Genomic DNA, 18,520 nt, shown 5'->3' on the forward strand with positions numbered 1-18,520 from the left:
TGCACGTAATCAGCAAGCGATATACGCAGCGAATTGAGCGGCATAACCTGAATCTGAGGCAGCACCTGGCACGGCTGGGACGGAAGTCGCTGTCGTTCTCAAAATCGGTGGAGCTGCATGACAAAGTCATCGGGCATTATCTGAACATAAAACACTATCAATAAGTTGGAGTCATTACCCAGCCCGGCATCTCTCCTTGCCGGAAAAAAAACCATCTCCGGCAGCGACATTCACTGTTGTTTATCTTACTAAAGCCAGCGACCTCCCGACACACAGATGCGATGCAGTCTATTTCGGCGATCAGACGTCGCAACAGCAGGTCGCACTTATTCAGCAGTTCAGTGGAAGAGCCGTGCTGACCCTTGCGGAGAACAACGCGGATTGCACCATTGGCGCTGCTTTTTGCATGATTTTTCAACCGGATCGTACGCTTTTTTCCGTTAACCTTGATTCGCTTGCCAGAAGCGGTGTCAGGGTGAGTCCGGACGTGCTTTTGCTGTCCCGCGATAGAAGCGAATAACATGAAATACGATAAATTCAGAAACGACAAATCATCGATACGCAATAAACTGCGAAAAATAAGCACCATCAATTCTGCGGTTATATTACTGTTGTGCTGGCTGTTGCTCTCCTCTACCTCGCTGCTATTTATTAAAAACTATGAGAAGCGAAACCTTGAATTGATCGCCGCGACGTTAAGCACCACGCTAACCGCCGCTACCGTTTTTGCCGACAGTTCCGATGCGCATAATAAAATTGCCCGGCTTGGCGATGAAGGCATGTTCGATTCGGCGAAACTGGCCACCCGCGATCAGATTATTTTGGTCGACTGGCATGCTCAGAAAGAACAGACGGGCTGGTATTCACGGTTATTACGTGAATGGATTTATCTTAAACCTCTTAAGGTTAATATAAATCACGCAGACGTTACTGTTGGTACGTTGACGCTAGAAGGCACGGTGACCGGTGCGGTGAGTTTCATTCGTTACTCTTTTATGATTCTTACCTGCGGTATGTTATGTGTGCTGATTATCTCGCTTCTGCTGAGTGAGTTTCTGCATCGAGGGATTATTGCAACGCTGCGCAACATTACCAGTTCGATTCACTATGTGATTCGGTCTGGCGATTTTTCCCTGCGTATCCCGGAGAGCCCGACCAGTGAGTTTCAGCTGTTTTCAGATGACCTGAACTCGTTGCTGATGGAAATGCAAACGCTGAAGGCCTCACTTATTCGCGATAATCGCTCTCTGGCAGCCAAAGCGCTGGAAGATCCGTTAACCGGACTTGCCAACCGCAGCGCCTTTGCTGCTCGTCTTACTGAGCTGCTCGATCAGCAATATGCCGAAGAGCGTTTTGCCTTGTTGTTTCTTGATGGCGATCGCTTTAAGAGCATTAACGATAACTGGGGCCATGCCGCCGGGGATGAGGTATTAAAAGCTATCGGGTCGCGCCTCTCATCATTGGCTGCTGAACAGGATTTAGTCGCCCGATTAGGTGGGGATGAATTTGCAATGCTGGTGAGCAGTCGCGCCAGTGAAGAGCAATTACAGCTGCTCATGCAGAACATTCACCAGGCCATGATGCAAAAAATTGTGATTGCTGAAGGTACGCCGATCACTACCTCGGTTACCATCGGCTACGCCTGGTCACAACACGGTGATACGGTTGAGTCTATTCTCGAGCGTGCCGATATGAATATGTACAAGAATAAGCGAAAAAGTAAGGCTTAATTATGAAAACAAAAATTTCCCTGATGGTGCTTATTTTGGCCCTGGTCGGGTGTCAGTCGAAAGGGCGTTTTAGCGATGCGCAGATCGCCGCGATGCAGAATGCCGGATTCAGTCAAAATACCGAAGGCTGGGGATTGGGCATATCCGATAAGATCCTGTTTGGCGTAAACGAATCAGAGCTTACCCCGACCAGCAAAAGTAACATTAAGACGATGGCGAAAAACCTGGCGTCAACCGGTATTAAGCATGTGCGCATTGACGGGCACACCGATAATTACGGCAAAGCAGCCTATAACCAACAGCTCTCGTTAAAAAGAGCTAACGCGGTAGCGGCACAGTGGGCGGAAGGTGCTGCCATACCGCCTGAAAATATCACTACCCGTGGATTAGGCATGAGTGCACCGGTTACCCCCAACAATAGCGCTCAGGGGCGCGCGCAAAATCGGCGCGTGGCAATTGTGATCACTGCGCCATGATAATCCCGACGGCCGCTGCATAATGATACCGCGGCCGTATCGCGTTGTTTTTGTGGTGATGGTGCATATAGTTTTTAAGATGCTGACTGACAGGGAAGGTTATTCATCGGCGAGTCGGGTGAGTGACAGTTAAAGGGATGAAGGTTATATCCGGGCATTTAACTGAACCCGTTGAGCCTGAATCTGGCAACAGAATTTACCTGACCCTTGCGTATATGAGTAATTCATCCCGGCTTCTAAAGAAAAATAACAGGCTACATCCGCTGGCTTCGTGAATAAACTAACCGCCAGCACCAGGATAAACTGTGGAGTGGCACAGAATCACCATGCTGTTTTCATAATCTGCTATTGCTCAAACTTTCAACACCCCGAGCGGTTAAATCAGCCGCCGCCAAAATCGCGCAGCACAGTAGCCTGATTCGTATGCGTACCACCCTGGTGCGTCAGAATGCGCTTGCCGCTCAGCGGCGAGATCGCGAACATCCTGTGATGAAAACCGTTTTCTTTTTCCAGCTAAACTTCTGATATGTCGTTGGAAAACAGCTTTATTTGTGAAATCCTGATGGACAGACTGATTTATAAGCTTGTGATTTCAATAAAAACAACAGGATAGGTTAAATTTTGTTTGATAAGGTGAGCGAATTGCAGGAACAACCCAACGGGAAAGCGCCCCCGGTGCGGTTATTATTTAGCGCGTTGCTGCTGGTGATGCTGCTGGCTGCGCTGGATCAGACCATCGTCTCCACTGCGCTGCCGACCATCACCGGCGAGCTGGGAGGGCTGGATCGGCTGTCATGGATTGTGACCGCTTATACCCTGTCATCGACCATTGTGGTGCCGCTGTACGGTAAATTCGGCGATCTGTTTGGCCGCAAACGGGTACTGCAGATTGCGATAGTGCTGTTTCTGCTGGGCTCCGCACTGTGTGGTCTGGCGCAGAATATGACGCAACTGGTGCTGACCCGGGCGCTACAGGGACTGGGTGGCGGCGGGCTGATGGTGGTCAGTATGGCGGCGGTGGCCGATGTGATCCCACCGGCTGAACGGGGAAAATATCAGGGCTTATTCGGCGGCGTGTTCGGGCTGGCCACGGTGCTGGGACCGCTGCTGGGCGGCGCAATTGTGCAACACGTCTCCTGGCGCTGGATCTTCTATATCAATCTGCCGCTGGGTCTGTTCGCTCTGCTGGTGATCGGCATCGTCTTCAATTCAGGCGGTAAACGCACCCGGCACGAAATTGATTACCCGGGCGCGATCTGCCTGAGCATGGCGCTGCTGGGCATTACCCTGTTTACCAGCGAAGGGGGCACCATCAGGCCGTGGTCCGATCCGCAACTGTGGTGCATTCTGGCGTTCGGTCTGGTCGGCTGCATTGGCTTTATTTATGAAGAACGCCGGGCGTGGGAACCGATTATTCCGCTCACGCTGTTCCGCAACCGCAGCTTTGTGCTGAGTAGTCTGATCGGCTTCATTATTGGTATGTCGCTGTTTGGCAGCGTCACCTTTTTGCCGCTTTATCTGCAGGTGGTCAAAGGGGCCACGCCAACCGAGGCGGGCCTGCAACTGCTGCCGCTGATGGGCGGCTTGCTGACCACCTCTATTATCAGCGGACGCATCATCAGCAAAACCGGACGTTATCGCCTGTTCCCCATTGTCGGCACCTTACTGGCTACCGCCGGGCTGGCGCTGATGACCACCATTACCATCACATCGCCGTTATGGCAGCTTCAGTTATTTAGTGCCGTGCTGGGGATGGGACTGGGCATGGTGATGCAGATACTGGTGCTGGTGGTGCAGAACAGCATTGAACCGGCGCTGACCGGCGTAGCCACCTCGTCGGTGACGCTGTTTCGTTCGATTGGCGGCTCAATTGGGGTGGCGCTGTTTGGCACCATTTTCAGTCAGGTGCTGAAATCGCAGCTTGAAGCGCTGATGCCGGCCGGAACCGTGCTGTCGCCCGCGATCTCGCCCGCAGCGCTGAATCAGCTGCCGGCCGATATCCGGCACGATTATCTGCAGGCGTTTGGTGCGGCGATTCATGCGGCATTTATGATGGCGGCCTGCGTCATGGTGCTGGCCTTTATCCTGTCGCTGCTGATGCGTGAGGAGCCGCTGAAAAAAGGGACGCAGGGATGAGGAAATGCACGGCGGAACCCGCCGTGCAGCGTTGCTTTCAGCGATAAAATGCCGGTTTTTCCGCCATCGTTACCGGCACAATCTGACCGGAATTCTGCGCCGCGACGCAGGCGTCGGCCGCCACCGCAGCCGCATAGCCATCCCAGGCTGAGGGACCGGTCATCTCACCAGCGATAACGTTATTAATGAACGCCTGCAGCTCGACGTCATAGGCGTCAATAAAACGCTTTTTCCAGTCGGTCAGGATAGTGGTCGACAGCTTAGCTGCGCTGCGAAGCTGCACTGACATCGGCTCAGGCAGACGGGCAATGCCGCTTTCACCCACCACTTCGCACTGAATGTCATAGCCATATTCACAGTTAACAAAAATTTCGACATCAATACGCGCGCCTTTGGCGGTTTCCAGCAACACGATTTGCGGATCGCGCAGGTGTGACGAGGCCTTACGGGTTTTGCGCGGGAAGATCACCTGTGCGCTGACATAGTCATCGTTCAGCAGCCAGCGCAGCACATCCAGTTCGTGGATCAGCGTATCGGTGATGGCCATATCGGTGGTGTAGCTGTCACCCACTTCCGGGTTACGGTGCGCGCAGTGCAGCATCAGCGGTTCGCCAATCTCGCCGCTGTCGATCACCGCTTTCAGTGCCCGGTAGCCGCTGTCATACGGCCGCATAAATCCGACCTGCACCAGCTGGCGACCCGCCTTGATCTCCGCCTCAACAATATTCAGACAGCCTTCGGCGGTGACCGCCAGCGGCTTCTCGCAGAACACCGCTTTGCCAGCCTCGATAGCGGCCAGCACAAAGGCTTCATGGGTCGGACCCCAGGAGGTGACCAGCACCGCATTGACCTGCGGATCGTTGATCAGCTCAATCGCGTTATCATAAATACGCGCTTCAGGCGTCAGCTGATCGACAACCTGCTGACAGTTGTCACGATTGATGTCGTTGAGTGCTACCACCCGCGCATTCTGTAATACCGTGCTGCAACGACGGATGTGTTCGCGACCGATCGCACCGGTTCCGATAACGCCAATATTGATAGTCATAGTGCTTCCTTAATCAGGCTGAGTGGTTCAACAGCTGAATGCTGTCGCGAATTTCGCGGATGATGTCTGCTTCCTGCCAGTCATTCATCACCGATGAGAACGGTTCAAAGGCGTAAAGGCCGGTGTAGCCCATTTTTTCCAGCCGCTCGACCTGCTGCTTGCTGCGTAAGCGATCGTCGGCGCTCAGCATGATGCGTTCTTCATCGGTAAGCTGGGCGACCGGCCGCGGATCGGTGACGCCAGACAGGTGAACCAGCCCGATCTGCTGCACATCAATCTCCTGTTCGAAGCCGTTTTCAGCATCCTCAAACAGATGATGGTGGAAGGTATCAATCAGCAACCGGAACGGTACATCGGCCTGTTTGATCAGCGCCTGCGCCTGAATTGCTGAGCGCAGCGAACTTTGCGGAAAGCCAAGTGGCTCCACCAGTCCCTGAATGCCGTAGTCGGCAAACAGCGGCCCTAAGATTTTCAGCGCAGCAACGGTATCCGCCGCGCTGATCGGGGTGCCATCGTTCAGCGGGCAGAGCACCAGCGACTCGGCACCAACCGCCCGGGCATCGCTCAGCAGCTGGCGGGTGCGCTGCAGCACCTCATCGTTCAGCTGGTTAAACGGGTAGACCGCATTGATGGTAACGATCTCAATGCCTGACTGGCGTGCCAGCACCTTAACCTGTTCACCGGTCAGATCGTCGGTAACGCGTCCGCTGCGCATGTCGTTGCGCAGTTCGACTTTATGAATACCCAGCTGAGTCACCAGATTAAAAAAACGTTCGATGCTCAGAGTGGGCGCAATTTTGCGGTTTACACAAAAACGTGCCTGTGGAATAGATAAGCTCATAGTCATTTCCTGAAAGTAATGTGTGCGTAATAATCGGGTTTAATCGTCATCGGTTATTTAATCGGTGAACGTCGCTATTTCCTCTCTGACCGTCGTTAAGCGAAAGTGATATCTCTGCGGGCTCCATGCGGCAGCATTATTTTTTGCCGTTATAAAGCGCGTAGAAATAGTGCTCTACCTGCTCAAGACTTCTTCCTTTGGTTTCGGGAATAAACTTCATGACGAAAACAGAACCACCGATGCCGATGAGGGCGAAAATAAGGAACGCACCCGACAGACCAAAGGCGGCTAATAACAGCGGGAAGGCCATCGAAATGGCGAAATTAGCGATCCACAGTGAAAAGACCGCGCCACCCATGCAGATGCCGCGCATCCGGGCAGGGAAAATTTCCGACAGCAGCAGCCAGGTCACCGGCGACAGCGCACCCTGCTGGAAGCAGAGGAACATCAGCATTCCCGCCAGTACCAGATAAGCGCGCAGCAGGTTAACCGCGCCCTGCTGATATTCCGGCATCAGCCAGCAGATCAGCCCGATGAAGAATAAGCAGCAGGTACAGCCCATCTGACCAATCAGCACCAGCGGGCGACGGCCGACTTTGCCGATCAGCCAGATGCCGACGAGGGTCATCACCACTGAAATCGCACCGTTAGCGATGGTGGCAAACAGCGCGGCATCGTTACTCAGGCCAGCGGCTGTCAGCATGGTCGGCGCGTAGTACATGATGGTATTTACGCCGGTCAGCTGCTGAATGGCGGCGATACCAATGCCGAGCAGGAATATTTTCATCAGCCACGGCGTGGCCAGATCGCGCAGCCGGCCTTTGCCCTGCTGGCGGTTCTCTTCAATCGTCTCTTCGATCTCTTCGAGTTCCCACTCCACATCCTCGGCTGCGCGGGTTTTCTCCAGCACCTCGCGGGCCGCCTGACTGCGGCCTTTCATCACGTGCCAGCGCGGGCTTTCCGGCATGAATATCATGCCAATCCACAACAGGATGGCGGGCACAATCGACAGTGCCAGCATCCAGCGCCAGGTATTTTCGCCGCCCCAGATATCGTTGAAGGTGGCGTTGGAGATGTACGCCAGCAATTGGCCGCTGACGATCATCAGCTCCTGCAGCGTCACCAGCTGGCCGCGTTTATTGGCTGGCGCGATTTCTGCGATATAGACCGGTACCGTCGCGGCCGCACCGCCTACCGCGAATCCGAGAAACAGGCGTGAGGCGATCATCCACTCCACGTCCGGGGCGATGGCTGAGCCCACTGCGCCGAAGGCGAAAATCAGCGCCAGCGCAATGATGATGCGCCGTCTGCCGAGGCTATCCGCCAGGTGGCCAGCGGCCAGTGCGCCAAAGGCGGCACCAAACAGCAGCGAGCTGGTGACCAGTCCGGTGGTCAGCGGGGTGAGGTGCAGATCGCCACGCATAAACAGCAGCGCACCCGACACCACGCCGGTGTCGTAGCCAAACAGCAGGCCGCCCAGCGTCGCCACCAGCGCAATAATCTTCACAAACGGCTCGGTACGGGTGGCGCTATTGGGGCCAGATGCCGGGTTCGACGAGATATACAGTTCTTTTTCCATGAAAACTCCAGGTGAAAACAGGCCAGGTAAAACGTCAGAACATGAAGGAGCATTCACCCTACTGATATTTATATTTCGGGTTAAATTATATTTGGAATTTAGTTTTCATTTTGTGAGCTCAAGCCTTCCGGCCATTTTATTTTGATGGGATTCCATCAGGATGCGAATAAACGGTTTAAATTTAAGCCGGTTATTGAGCGCGGAAATAAAGCGTCACCATGTGAAGAGAAGGCGGGGCCGGTGAAACAAAGGGGCTGGAATTGTCTTATTTTCGGATAAATAACCGCAGGATGAAATAAACATCCCAAACCGCAGGGGGAATTAAAATAACAGCCGGCAGGCGGACGATGGGCGCGACCGGAGGGTCTGCGCCGTCAGATTAGCGGATCACCAGGCCGCTCAGGGCAGAGAGCAGTGCATCCACTTTGGGCAGAAACTGTTTGCGACGAGGCCACACTACGCTGAGCGTCAGTCCGTCAGGCTGCAACTGGGGAAGAACGATCTCCAGTTCTCCGACGGCGACTGACTGGCGAATCAGCCAGGAAGGCATTTGTGCGATACCCAGACCAGCTTTTACCGCCTGCATCTGCGCATCCACATCACCTAATGCCATCCGGTAAGGCACATCGCGCCAGTTCGGTTGACCATCTTCAGTAGTAAACAGCCAGGGTTTGGTGCTGCCGTCAACGCGCTGATAAAGGATGGCGCGGTGATTCAGTAACCCGGCCTGGTTGTGCGGCCGGCCTTCACGATCGAGATAGGTCGGTGCAGCGCAGAACTGCATCTGCTCACGGCCCATGTTACGCCAGCCCAGCGAGGCGGGCAGGTCGGGCGCACCGCCAATCCGCACCGCGACATCCATCCCTTCATCAAACAGGTCGACGAACCGATCGGAAAAACTCAGGCTGAGCGCCAGTTCAGGGTGCTGCTGACAGAACGGCATCAGCAACGGCATCACGTTAAGCCGGCCATAGGTGTTGGGCACCGCCAGTCTTAGGCGGCCGGAGGGAATGGTGCGCTGCGCCGCCAGCACCGCTTCGGTCTCGGCCAGATCTTCCAGAATACGCAGGCAGGTCTGGTAATAGGCGCTGCCGGCATCGGTCAATTGCAGGCTGCGGGTCGTGCGTTCCAGCAATCGGGAACCTAATCTTGTTTCAAGCCGGCTGACACTTTTACTGACGGCCGAGCCGGTAACATGCAGGCGCTCAGCGGCAGCGGTAAAGCTGCCGCATTCCACGCTGGCAACAAAAGGCAGGATATCTTTGAGGCGCTGATCGTGCATCGATTAATGAACTCAGGTTGAGAATGCTATGAATTAATGCCAGAGATAAGAACTCAATTCTCTATTAGGCTTAGCATTACGCAAAACGAGGAGAAATCAAATGAAAAAACAGGCTTTGATTGTGGGTATCAGCGGCGTTATCGGCCGCGCACTGGCGGATAAACTGCAGCAGGAGGGCTGGCAGGTGACCGGTCTGTCACGCGGACGCGGCGCGGTACCGGAAGGCGCGACCAGTCTGACAGCCGATCTGACCGATGCTGACGCGGTGCGCGAAGCACTGAAGTCGGTGAAACCGGATGCCGTTTTCTTCAGCGTCTGGGCGCGTCAGGAGAATGAAAAAGAGAACATCCGGGTTAACGGCGGCATGGTACGCAACGTCATCGAGGCGCTGGGCGAAAGGCTGAAGGGCGCACACGTCGCGCTGGTAACCGGTCTTAAGCACTACCTGGGCCCGTTTGAAGCCTACGGCAAAGGCGCGGTGCCGGTAACGCCGTTCCGTGAAGAGCAGGGTCGTCAGCCAGTCGACAACTTCTATTATGCTCAGGAAGATGAGCTGTTTGCTGGCGCGGAAAAATATGACTACCGCTGGAGCGTCCATCGTCCGCACACCATTATCGGTTACGCCGTCGGTAACGCGATGAACATGGGTCAGACGCTGGCGGTGTATGCCACGCTGTGCAAAGAGAAAGGCTGGCCGTTTATTTTCCCCGGCTCGCCAGAGCAGTGGAATGGCGTGGCTGACATGACCGACGCCGGTTTGCTGGCTGAGCAACTGCACTGGGCGGCTACGTCTCCTGCGGCGGCCAATCAGGATTTCAACGCCGTGAACGGCGATGTGTTCCGCTGGAGCTGGATGTGGCCGAAGCTGGCTGGCTATTTCGGTATCGAGGCGGCCGAATTCCCGGCGCAGATGATGCCGCTGGAAGGCCGGATGCAGGAAGCGGCCAGCGCCTGGCAGGAGATTGCCCAGCGTCACCAGCTGCGCGAAGCGGACATCAATAAGCTCGCGTCCTGGTGGCATACCGACGCCGATCTTGGTCGTCCGATGGAAGCCTTCACCGACATGAGCAAAAGTCGCAAAGCGGGCTTCACCGGCTATCGCAGTACGCTCGACTCCTTCACTCAGCTGTTTGATAAGCTGAAAGCGGAAAAAGTGATCCCGCAGTAAGTCAACAGGCGCCGCATCAGGCGCCTGTTTTGTCTCTGGCTGATGGCTATACTTCTGCTCTCGCTGAATTAACAGAGGAACTGAGATTATGGCGGCATGTTTTATTATCGGCGCGGCGGGTAAAGTGGGTCTGCGACTGACCCGCCAGCTAAGCGCTAAGCAGCACGCGGTTTCGGCGCTGCACCGTAAACCGGAGCAGGCTGCTACCCTGCAGGCCGCTGGTGCGCAGCCGGTATCAGGTGATATTCAGCAACTGACGGTTGACGAGCTGGCGCAAAAGATGGCCGGTCACGAGGTGGTGGTTTTCACCGCCGGTGCGGGTGGAGCGGGTATTGCGCTGACCAATGCGATTGACGGCGACGGGCTGGATCTGGCGGTCGCGGCGGCGGAACAGGCGGGTGTGCCACGCTTTATTCTGGTCTCGGCGTTTCCGGATGCTGGTCGCGGTAAAGCGATTTCGGAAGGATTTGAAAACTATATGCGGGTCAAAAGGCTGGCGGATGCGCGGCTGGTGGCGAGCGGGCTGGAATGGGTAATCTTGCGTCCGGGAACGCTAACCGATGCAGCCGGCACCGGTCGGGTACAGGCCGATCTGGCGATCCCGTACGGGGAAATCCCGCGTGATGATGTCGCCGCCACGCTGGCTGGCCTGATTGAAACTCCGGCGATTAAGTATCAGATTATCGAGCTGACCAGCGGCGACCAGCCGATTGAGACGGCGCTGCAACGATTACAGCGCTATTAAGCCAGCAAAAAAAGCACCGTAATTTGAACTGACCCCGTAATATTGGACACTGTTTCATCGGAGGATCCCCTCGACCAACTTGACATAGATTGGTCGGGGGGCTTCAACAGCACTTTATAATTCTGTGTTCTATCAACTTTGGGTGTTCTATTGTCAATGCCCCTAAGACAGAGATAATTTTATTTTACTATGTCGATAAGGGCCGATAAGAGGTCGCTGAAGGTTTCGTACTCTTCAATAACGTAATCAGTTGATGCTTTGTCACGAATCTGAAAACACTTCTCTTTGAAGCTGTACACGAATACGGACATTCCATCTTCACCAATCAGCAGTTTGTCTGTCAGATTGGGATCAACGTAGACGTCATTATCGCGCGTATCAATGTTCCTAATATAGATATTTGACCATGCCAACTCACCATTCTCTGCCTGCGTCAAGCTATACAGGGTGAGTCCGTTGTATTCCAGACCATCCATGACTTCGAGCATATCGGCGTAGTCCTGGCGATTCATCACTAGTTTCTGAATATCCGAGTAAACACCACGTTTAGTTTCATCCCATTCCATTGGCGCAGGCTTGCGCTTCAAGTCCGTAATAACATCTGGTGCTATTGGGCTGGCTATCGGGTAACTATCGGAAATCATCAAATTTTTGAAGATACCCATTATCTGAATTGTGTTATTCATCTCGTTTTCACTTCCCTACAGGGTAAATTACGCCGTTCGGCGAAGGCCATAAAACGTTAGTGCTGGCGTTGTATGGGAGGTCTTTAGTGATTATCGCCTGTGTCTTTGAAAGCGCGGAGTGATATGGCGAGTTTTGGATCAGTATCAGATTATTCAGGGCATTTGTTCCACTGTCATCGAGTGGGATCTTGTGGTGAACCTGCCAACCGGGCGTGTAGTGGTCAACAAAAACTGGCCACGGCTTTAGAATTTTTCCAGAACAATCTTTCTGATTCATTCGGCGTCAAACCACCATTATATTGATGGGGTCTGAGCTGGCAGTAATATCCTGTGATGTAATTCCTTATTGCCGTGCTGGCCTGGCTAAAATTCGCGTAGCCATTATCCGGTACCCACTCTGTTTTCAGGCTTCTGAAGAACCGTTCCACTGGGCTGTTATCCCAGCAATTTCCCCGGCAACTCAGGCTTTGCTTTATCTGATATCTCCACAGTAATTGTCTGAAATTCCTGCTGGCATAGTGGCTTTGATCCGGGTGATACAGTAAATTAGCCGGCTTTCCTCGCGCTTCCCAGGCCATGGACAGCGCTTTAGCTGTCAGTGCAGAATCCGGGAAAAATGACATAGCCCAGCCAGCCGGTTTACGGGAAAAAAGATCAAGCACTACAGCCAGATAAGCCCAGCGTTTACCCGTCCAGATATAAGTCACATCACCGCACCAGACCTGATTAGGCTCGGTTACAGCAAACTGGCGTTCCAGATAATTGGGGATCTCTACGTATTCCTTAGACGCCTTCTTATATCGATGGCCAGGCTGCTGACAACTGATGAGACGAAGCTCTTTCATCAGCTTTGTTGCCCGCCAGCGGCTAAGTTTTACACCTTTGTTCGTGACCATCGCTGCAATATTACGTGCGCCTGCGGAGCCGTTACTTTCGCGATAACTTTCACGAACAGGACTGAGTAATGTCACTCGCGTGGCATCAGGCTTTTTTGGTTGCCGCCAGTATTTATAGCTGCTGCGATGAACCCCAAACACATTGCACACAACGGCAACGGGAAACCGCGCCCTGAGTTTCTCAACTAATGAGAACTGTTCAGGGAGTCTGACATCAGGAATGCGGTAGCATTTTTTAATATATCTCTTTCAATTTCAACGCGTTGAGGTCTTTTCTTTAGCTCACGTATCTCAATCTGCTCAGGTGTCATGGGTGAAGCTATGGGTGATTTTCCCGCTCGCTCATCTTTCAGTTGTCGAACCCATTTGTCCATCGTGGATGTCCCGACATTCATCGCAGTGGCAGCGGCGGCAACGGTGTAGTGCTGATCGAGTACACGCTGAGCAGCTTCGAGGCGAAACTCGGGGCTAAAATTGCGTCTGTTACGTCCGGTCATAATGTCACCTGTTTTGACTATGAGGTGATGATATCACCTCTATTCAGGTGGCCAAATTTACTATGCCACTACACCTTAACGCCCTGAAAACTCTGACATATCCCGGAAGTTGAATCCGGGTTAAAGGCCCGCCTCTTAGAACACATATAAGCATAGATGCCCACCAAAACATTAGTATAAATCACCAATTATAGAATCATAACTTCCAGAAAATAATAAAAAATAATGGTATATGAAATAAATGAATAGATATTATTCTGATAAATATAGTTTTTTATAAAAAACGAAAGATTTCAATAAATTTTATCATTCATTCCAGAATTAAAATAACACAAGTAACAGTTAAATTTATTTTGAGATACAGATCGCAGAATTGGTTACTTGCTTGTTTACACTTGCTGAAAGACATTGAATTATTACCGGGTCACCTAGGTGGCAATTTTATAAATCACGATTATTAAGGAGGATTCCATGGATCATTCAATGAATAACTAATCAGTGATACAACCGCCCTCTGACATAATTGCGGAGGGCGTCCTAATTCTTTGATTGAGAGGGACGCATGGAGCAAAAATATTTATTAGGAAAATATACACGGGTACTTTTACGTCAGAATGATGCAATATTTGGTGCCGGCTCAAAACAGCATGTCATCACTGACAGAATCTACTGGGAAAACTTGGTCCTGTCTGCCTCACAGTGGACAGAAAAGAAAACCGTATCGGAGGTATACGAGCACGTTGCGGAGCGGATGAGTAAACAGGATTTTGATCGAGTAGTTAGTTTCCTTTTATCAAATCACTTTCTGATGCCTGCAGAAACCTCGGATAATATTTTCCTGAACCGGTATTCCCGCAATCACCTGCACTATCAAAGCTATGGTGTCGATCCTGAAGTTGTACAGAACAGGCTCTCAGGAAAGAAAGTCTTGATTTTAGGATGCGGAGGAATAGGCAATCATGTTTCTGCAATAATGGCAACCTCAGGGATAGGTGAAATTATCTTAGTTGATAATGATGAGGTTGAAATGACAAACCTAACCCGCCAGATTTTATTTACAGAGGATGACATAGGCTGTCCTAAAACGTCTGTACTTATGCGGGAACTGAAAAAAAGAAACAGCAGCACGGTTATTTCTGAAATACCGATGACTATCAAAACAAAATCAGACATATCGCGACTTCCAAAAGCCGATATGTGGATCATTTCAGCTGATGAGCCTTATTATCTTGTGCCATGGTTAAATGAGTGGTGCGTCAAAAATGGCCAAGCATACATCAATGCAGGTTATGTTAATGACATCGCCGTTTTCGGCCCGCTGTATAAACCGGGAGAAACTGGCTGTTATGCCTGTAATTCATCTGTGGGCGATCTGCCTGAAATGAGTGACAATAAAATAGAAGAAGCCTGCAGGGCAATTAATAACAATTTTAAGGTGGCAACCTTTCCGCCGGTGAATGCTCTCTCATCTGCGCTGTGCGCAAACGATGTTTTGAAGTTTCTGGGTGGCTACGGGCAGCCCCTTTCAGTTAATCGTCGCGTTGGGATATGGAGTGATCGACTTTTTACTGAAGAAAGAACCCTTACGAAAAATAAAAAGTGTGTTATCTGCGGTGAACTTTCATGAACATCCCGAAAACGCTGTCGGTTACTTACGGCTCATATAATGCCGTCCGTATGCTGATAGGTGTTTATCACGCTATATTTCTTTTATCTACCGGTGTCAGCCTGCCCCATCTTGCCATGCTGCAGGTTATATTTTCAGTAACAATTCTGGCTCTCGATTTTCCGTGTGCTGTCCTGGCGGACAAATACCACAGAAAATATTCTGTCGTGGCGGGGGTTGTTCTCACGGCTTTATTCTATCCTCTTTGCCTGCAGTCGCCGGACATGGTTTACCTCGCCCTTTCTGAGATTGTATATGCAGCAGGCATCTGCCTGATCACCGGGGCTATTGACGGATGGGTATACCATTCTCTAGAAAACGAGAAGGACCGGTTTTCGCATTATGCTCACCTTTGCCAGAAGGTTAACTCCTTTGGAAGCGTAATCACGGGCATAGCCGGCATTGCCACGATTTATTTCTCGGGAAATTATGCTTCGGGCTATATAATTTCCTGCTTAATGATGGTGGTCATTACACTTACCTTTTTAATTATCCCTGAAAAAGACAGTGTGTTAAGCGAAGGGCATAAAAAGAAAAGTTTCATTCAGAATGCGCATGAAACATTGTGGATCTTTAAAAATACACCGGGCGGTTCTCAGTTTATTCTTCTGACCTGTTTCTTCAGCGCAGGCATCCAGATTATTTTTCATTTTTGGCAACCAATCATACTTTCCAGACAAGGCCACGGCCACATGGATAACGTACAATTACTGGTGCTAATGTTTTGTCATGTCGGGGCATTCTCATCTCAGTATATCGCTAATGCGTTCATGTCCCGGCATCATGTATCTGACCAGAGATACACAAAACTGATAAAACACTTTTCATTTGTTTCTTCGGTTATGTGTATTGCTTTATATGGGCTTGTCACTGCCGGGCAAACCTTCCTGGCGGTCATCGCATTCTCCCTTATACACGGCTTTATCTGCACCGTACCAATTGGAGCAAAAAGTCTTTTCTTTTCCGAGTTGAATGACCGTCATACTGCTTATGTTTCAGGTATTGTCGGCGCTGTATCATTCAGTGGCCGAATTTTTTCAGTCATCGTACTGAGTATTATTTCATTTTTGCCTGAAGGAATACCTCCTGTCAGTTACCTTATATTACCGACCGTTGCATTTTCTTTATGTGGTCTGGTAGTGCTTCGTTGGTTATCCGTGATAAAGAAACAATATAATGAGGAAGTTACATGATTGAACATGCTGATAAAGTCATTACCCCTGAATATCTGCGCTCCATGAGTTATCCGGACTTCGTGGCGTTAATGAAGCAGGATAATACGCCACCAGGTAGTGCATATACTGTTGATTACTGGATCGAACATGCGGATATGAGTAATCGCTCGGTCCTGCTGGATCTTGCCTGTTCAACCGGTTACAGCTCCCGATACTGTTTCAGCAAAACAGGTTCTTCTGCTGAAGGAATTGATATTTCTGAAGTAGCTATCAACACTGCACGTGAAAAAGCAGCTGTGCTTGGCGCTGAGGATAAATTACGCTATCAGGTGTCTGATGCGTGCAGCCTTCCTTTTAGCGATGATACCTTTACGCATATTCTCGGTGGATGCAATTTCGCGTTTATTCAGGAAAGAGAAAAGGCGTTGGCTGAAGTTTTCCGTGTGCTGAAACCGGAAGGCATTATCTGTACTTCAAATTTTTATTACAGGAAAACCCCCGGCGAAGAAATCATTAACGGAGTTTACAATGCAATAGGTTTCAGGCCCGATCCTGAATGGACTCTGCAGTACTGGCAGGATTTTTTTGCCAGTGCGAGTCTTGAGCTATATCACGAGAAAAACCATGAGCTGTCATCACAGCCCGGTGAGGAGCTTAAAAAAAGCCTGCTGAGCTACATAACCGCTGAGAACGAATATACTCGCCAGCTGGATGAAACTACTCAGAACGCCTTTTATGAGCGGTTTCTTGCTATCCGGGAACCTCTCAACAATCAACGTGACTATCAGGGGGTAACCATACAGTTATGGCGCAAAAAATAGTTAACCCGACCATCATTTCTGCGGCTGAAGCGATTGCTGCGCGCCCGTCTCACTCTGATTGGCCTTTTTTCATTTTTGATGCAGATGCAGCCCTGGAACGAGCCCGGCATCTTACTGCAGCCTGTAAGGAGTATTTCCCGGATGCCGTTATTGCGGTTTCGGTTAAGTCCTGTTCTCTGGGGATATTTCTGCGCTTGATTGCTGAAGAGGGATTAAGTGCAGAGGTCTGCTCAGCAGATGAATTCAAGCTGGCCCTTAAGGCCGGTTTTACCGGCGATCGGATTATTCTGGACGGCCCCTATAAAAACGCAGAGGATCTTTCCCTCGCCCTGAATAATGGGGCACTGGTCCATATTGACAGTGCTCATGAGTTGAATGAAATCATTCGCTTAACGTCCGGTTACAACCAGAAATTCAGCGTTGGCGTAAGGCTTTCGCATCTCTATAGCGGCACACAGCGTTCCCGATTCGGTGTTACCGCTGAAGAGTTTCGGGATGAAATCATTCCTCTCCTGACTTCCTGTCCGAATATCAGCCTCAGAGGATTTCACCTGCATACCGGATCCAACCTTGAGAACCCTTCTAAAGTCACTGACAGTCTCCGGGACTGGCTTCCATTTCTGGTAAAAAACATGCCTGATGGAGGCCACCTCGATATGGGGAGTGGATTCCCGGCGGACTCGTTTTCACCGGATACGGCTATACCGACAATGGGGCCTGCCGTGTTTTTCAGGGACATTTACAGCGTTCTCTCTGAGTATGATCCTGCTTTAACTCAAAAGTGGAAACTCATTTTCGAACCCGGAAGAACGCTCAGTGAAGATCACGGATATGCGATAGGGAAAACGGTCAGCGTGAAAAACCGCTACGACTCGGAGGTTATTCAGACAAACCTTGGGATAAACTGGATTCCTTCCGTACATAACTGGCATCATTCGCTTTTACCATTAGGTAATGATGAGCATACTCCGGATGATACGGCTCAGATACTCGCCGGTTTTAACTGCTTTGAAAACGACTGCCTTTTCCCGAAAGGTCCGCTTCATCTTAAAAAAAATCAGTTATTTATTATCCGCGGCTGCGGCGCATATGATTTACAGACGGCTAACGAGTGGACTCGGACCAGACCGCCGGTTTATGCCCTGCTGAACCAAGAAATCATTACGGCAAGGCTCCCTTCGCCAGCTTTACCTGCGGCCATGCTCGATCTTATGCATGCCGAAAAATCCCTTTGCGTTGATGAAAACATTCAGCTGGCGCCTGCCTCGTCCCGCTTTGCCGCTGAGCTTTTCAGTGTGGTTGATAGAAACCGTGAGGAGTTCAGTCAATATATGGCATGGCCTCGGTTTGTTAAAACGGCAGATGATGAGTCCGGCTTTCTTGATGCCTGTCTTTTAGCTCATCAGAAAAATGAGGGTAAAACCTATGTTATTTTGTTTAACGATGCGGCAGTGGGCCTACTCTCATTCAACAGTATCGATAGCGCGAATAAAACCGCATATATCGGATACTGGCTCGATATGAAGGTGCAGGGCCAGGGCGTCATAACCAGAGCCCTGAACGCGCTGGTGAAAGATTATTCGGAACGAAAATTAATAAACCGGTTCGTAATTAAATGCTCAGTAAGCAACTTAAAAAGTAATGAAGTTGCCCGACGCTGCGGTTTTGTCCTTGAGGGCAAAATGCGGAAGGCAGAATTACTTAACGGCGTTTTTCACGACCAGAACGTATATAGCTACATAGCGCCCTAATTGCAGTTCTCTGAAAGGGGCAA

Annotated in this window: 18 protein-coding genes; 11 read left to right on the plus strand and 7 right to left on the minus strand. The window is 51.0% G+C overall.

The window, feature by feature from the left end:
- From FHW04_RS02990 to FHW04_RS03010, 5 genes are all read left to right on the plus strand, one after another.
- Window positions 1–164 (plus strand): IS1 family transposase (locus FHW04_RS02990; RefSeq protein WP_000507499.1); only part of this gene is annotated, 164 nt, incomplete at its 5' end.
- A gap of 32 nt (window positions 165–196) precedes the next feature.
- Window positions 197–520: a YfiR family protein gene (locus tag FHW04_RS02995; protein WP_227021897.1), complete on the plus strand. Its 324-nt coding sequence runs from the start codon at window positions 197–199 to the stop codon at window positions 518–520.
- Window position 521: 1 nt separating this feature from the next.
- Window positions 522–1,730 (plus strand): diguanylate cyclase domain-containing protein, encoded by a 1,209-nt coding sequence (locus tag FHW04_RS03000; protein ID WP_031374407.1) that lies wholly within the window; start codon window positions 522–524, stop codon window positions 1,728–1,730.
- Window positions 1,731–1,732: 2 nt separating this feature from the next.
- Window positions 1,733–2,206: an OmpA family protein gene (locus FHW04_RS03005; RefSeq protein WP_094106462.1), complete on the plus strand. Its 474-nt coding sequence runs from the start codon at window positions 1,733–1,735 to the stop codon at window positions 2,204–2,206.
- 621 nt (window positions 2,207–2,827) lie between these two features.
- On the plus strand, window positions 2,828–4,342 hold the full coding sequence (locus FHW04_RS03010) for an MDR family MFS transporter (RefSeq protein ID WP_227021898.1): 1,515 nt from the start codon (window positions 2,828–2,830) through the stop codon (window positions 4,340–4,342).
- 37 nt (window positions 4,343–4,379) lie between these two features.
- Here FHW04_RS03010 and FHW04_RS03015 read toward each other — a convergent pair whose 3' ends face one another.
- The 4 genes from FHW04_RS03015 to FHW04_RS03030 all read right to left on the minus strand — a co-directional run bounded on the left by FHW04_RS03015 (window position 4,380) and on the right by FHW04_RS03030 (window position 9,092).
- Window positions 4,380–5,390 carry a Gfo/Idh/MocA family protein gene (locus FHW04_RS03015; protein WP_031374409.1) on the minus strand — a complete coding sequence of 337 codons (1,011 nt, stop codon included), beginning with the start codon at window positions 5,388–5,390 and terminating at the stop codon, window positions 4,380–4,382.
- Window positions 5,391–5,403: 13 nt separating this feature from the next.
- Window positions 5,404–6,231 (minus strand): TIM barrel protein, encoded by an 828-nt coding sequence (locus FHW04_RS03020; RefSeq protein ID WP_031374410.1) that lies wholly within the window; start codon window positions 6,229–6,231, stop codon window positions 5,404–5,406.
- 136 nt (window positions 6,232–6,367) lie between these two features.
- The gene (locus tag FHW04_RS03025) at window positions 6,368–7,810 is read right to left on the minus strand and encodes a sugar porter family MFS transporter (RefSeq protein WP_031374411.1); all 1,443 of its coding nucleotides are present in this window, start codon (window positions 7,808–7,810) and stop codon (window positions 6,368–6,370) included.
- A 379-nt stretch (window positions 7,811–8,189) separates the two neighbouring features.
- Window positions 8,190–9,092, minus strand: coding sequence for a LysR family transcriptional regulator (locus FHW04_RS03030; protein WP_089562608.1), 903 nt, complete (start codon window positions 9,090–9,092; stop codon window positions 8,190–8,192).
- Window positions 9,093–9,192: 100 nt separating this feature from the next.
- Here FHW04_RS03030 and FHW04_RS03035 point away from each other — a divergent pair, with 100 nt between their 5' ends.
- Window positions 9,193–10,260, plus strand: a complete 1,068-nt coding sequence (locus tag FHW04_RS03035) for an SDR family oxidoreductase (RefSeq protein ID WP_031374413.1) — start codon at window positions 9,193–9,195, stop codon at window positions 10,258–10,260.
- A gap of 88 nt (window positions 10,261–10,348) precedes the next feature.
- Window positions 10,349–11,005, plus strand: a complete 657-nt coding sequence (locus tag FHW04_RS03040; protein ID WP_031374414.1) for an SDR family oxidoreductase — start codon at window positions 10,349–10,351, stop codon at window positions 11,003–11,005.
- 179 nt (window positions 11,006–11,184) lie between these two features.
- On the opposite strand, the gene FHW04_RS03045 is transcribed toward FHW04_RS03040, so the two are convergent.
- The 3 genes from FHW04_RS03045 to FHW04_RS03055 all read right to left on the minus strand — a co-directional run bounded on the left by FHW04_RS03045 (window position 11,185) and on the right by FHW04_RS03055 (window position 13,084).
- Window positions 11,185–11,691 (minus strand): YrhA family protein, encoded by a 507-nt coding sequence (locus tag FHW04_RS03045; protein WP_089562607.1) that lies wholly within the window; start codon window positions 11,689–11,691, stop codon window positions 11,185–11,187.
- Between the two features lie 7 nt (window positions 11,692–11,698).
- Window positions 11,699–11,968 carry an HNH endonuclease gene (locus tag FHW04_RS03050; protein ID WP_227021899.1) on the minus strand — a complete coding sequence of 90 codons (270 nt, stop codon included), beginning with the start codon at window positions 11,966–11,968 and terminating at the stop codon, window positions 11,699–11,701.
- A protein-coding gene (locus tag FHW04_RS03055; RefSeq protein ID WP_179420058.1) for an IS3 family transposase occupies window positions 11,913–13,084 on the minus strand; the annotation gives its coding sequence in 2 pieces (ribosomal slippage) (window positions 11,913–12,817 and window positions 12,817–13,084; 1,173 coding nt in all). Before FHW04_RS03055 ends, FHW04_RS03050 begins: the two co-directional genes overlap by 56 nt.
- A gap of 562 nt (window positions 13,085–13,646) precedes the next feature.
- On the opposite strand from FHW04_RS03055, the gene FHW04_RS03060 reads away from it, so the two are divergent.
- The 4 genes from FHW04_RS03060 to FHW04_RS03075 are packed head-to-tail and all read left to right on the plus strand — an operon-like array spanning window position 13,647 to window position 18,497.
- The gene (locus tag FHW04_RS03060) at window positions 13,647–14,711 is read left to right on the plus strand and encodes a HesA/MoeB/ThiF family protein (protein ID WP_089562621.1); all 1,065 of its coding nucleotides are present in this window, start codon (window positions 13,647–13,649) and stop codon (window positions 14,709–14,711) included.
- A complete protein-coding gene (locus FHW04_RS03065) occupies window positions 14,708–15,943 on the plus strand; it encodes an MFS transporter (protein WP_089562620.1) in 1,236 nt (411 codons plus the stop codon). The genes FHW04_RS03060 and FHW04_RS03065 overlap by 4 nt, the downstream gene beginning before the upstream one ends.
- Complete coding sequence (locus tag FHW04_RS03070; protein ID WP_089562619.1) at window positions 15,940–16,746, plus strand: class I SAM-dependent methyltransferase; 807 nt, start codon at window positions 15,940–15,942, stop codon at window positions 16,744–16,746. Before FHW04_RS03065 ends, FHW04_RS03070 begins: the two co-directional genes overlap by 4 nt.
- The gene (locus tag FHW04_RS03075; protein WP_089562618.1) at window positions 16,731–18,497 is read left to right on the plus strand and encodes a GNAT family N-acetyltransferase; all 1,767 of its coding nucleotides are present in this window, start codon (window positions 16,731–16,733) and stop codon (window positions 18,495–18,497) included. Before FHW04_RS03070 ends, FHW04_RS03075 begins: the two co-directional genes overlap by 16 nt.
- Window positions 18,498–18,520: the final 23 nt, after the last annotated feature.

It is taken from the genome of Pantoea sp. AN62 (assembly GCF_050432985.1).
Lineage (GTDB): Bacteria > Pseudomonadota > Gammaproteobacteria > Enterobacterales > Enterobacteriaceae > Pantoea > Pantoea brenneri.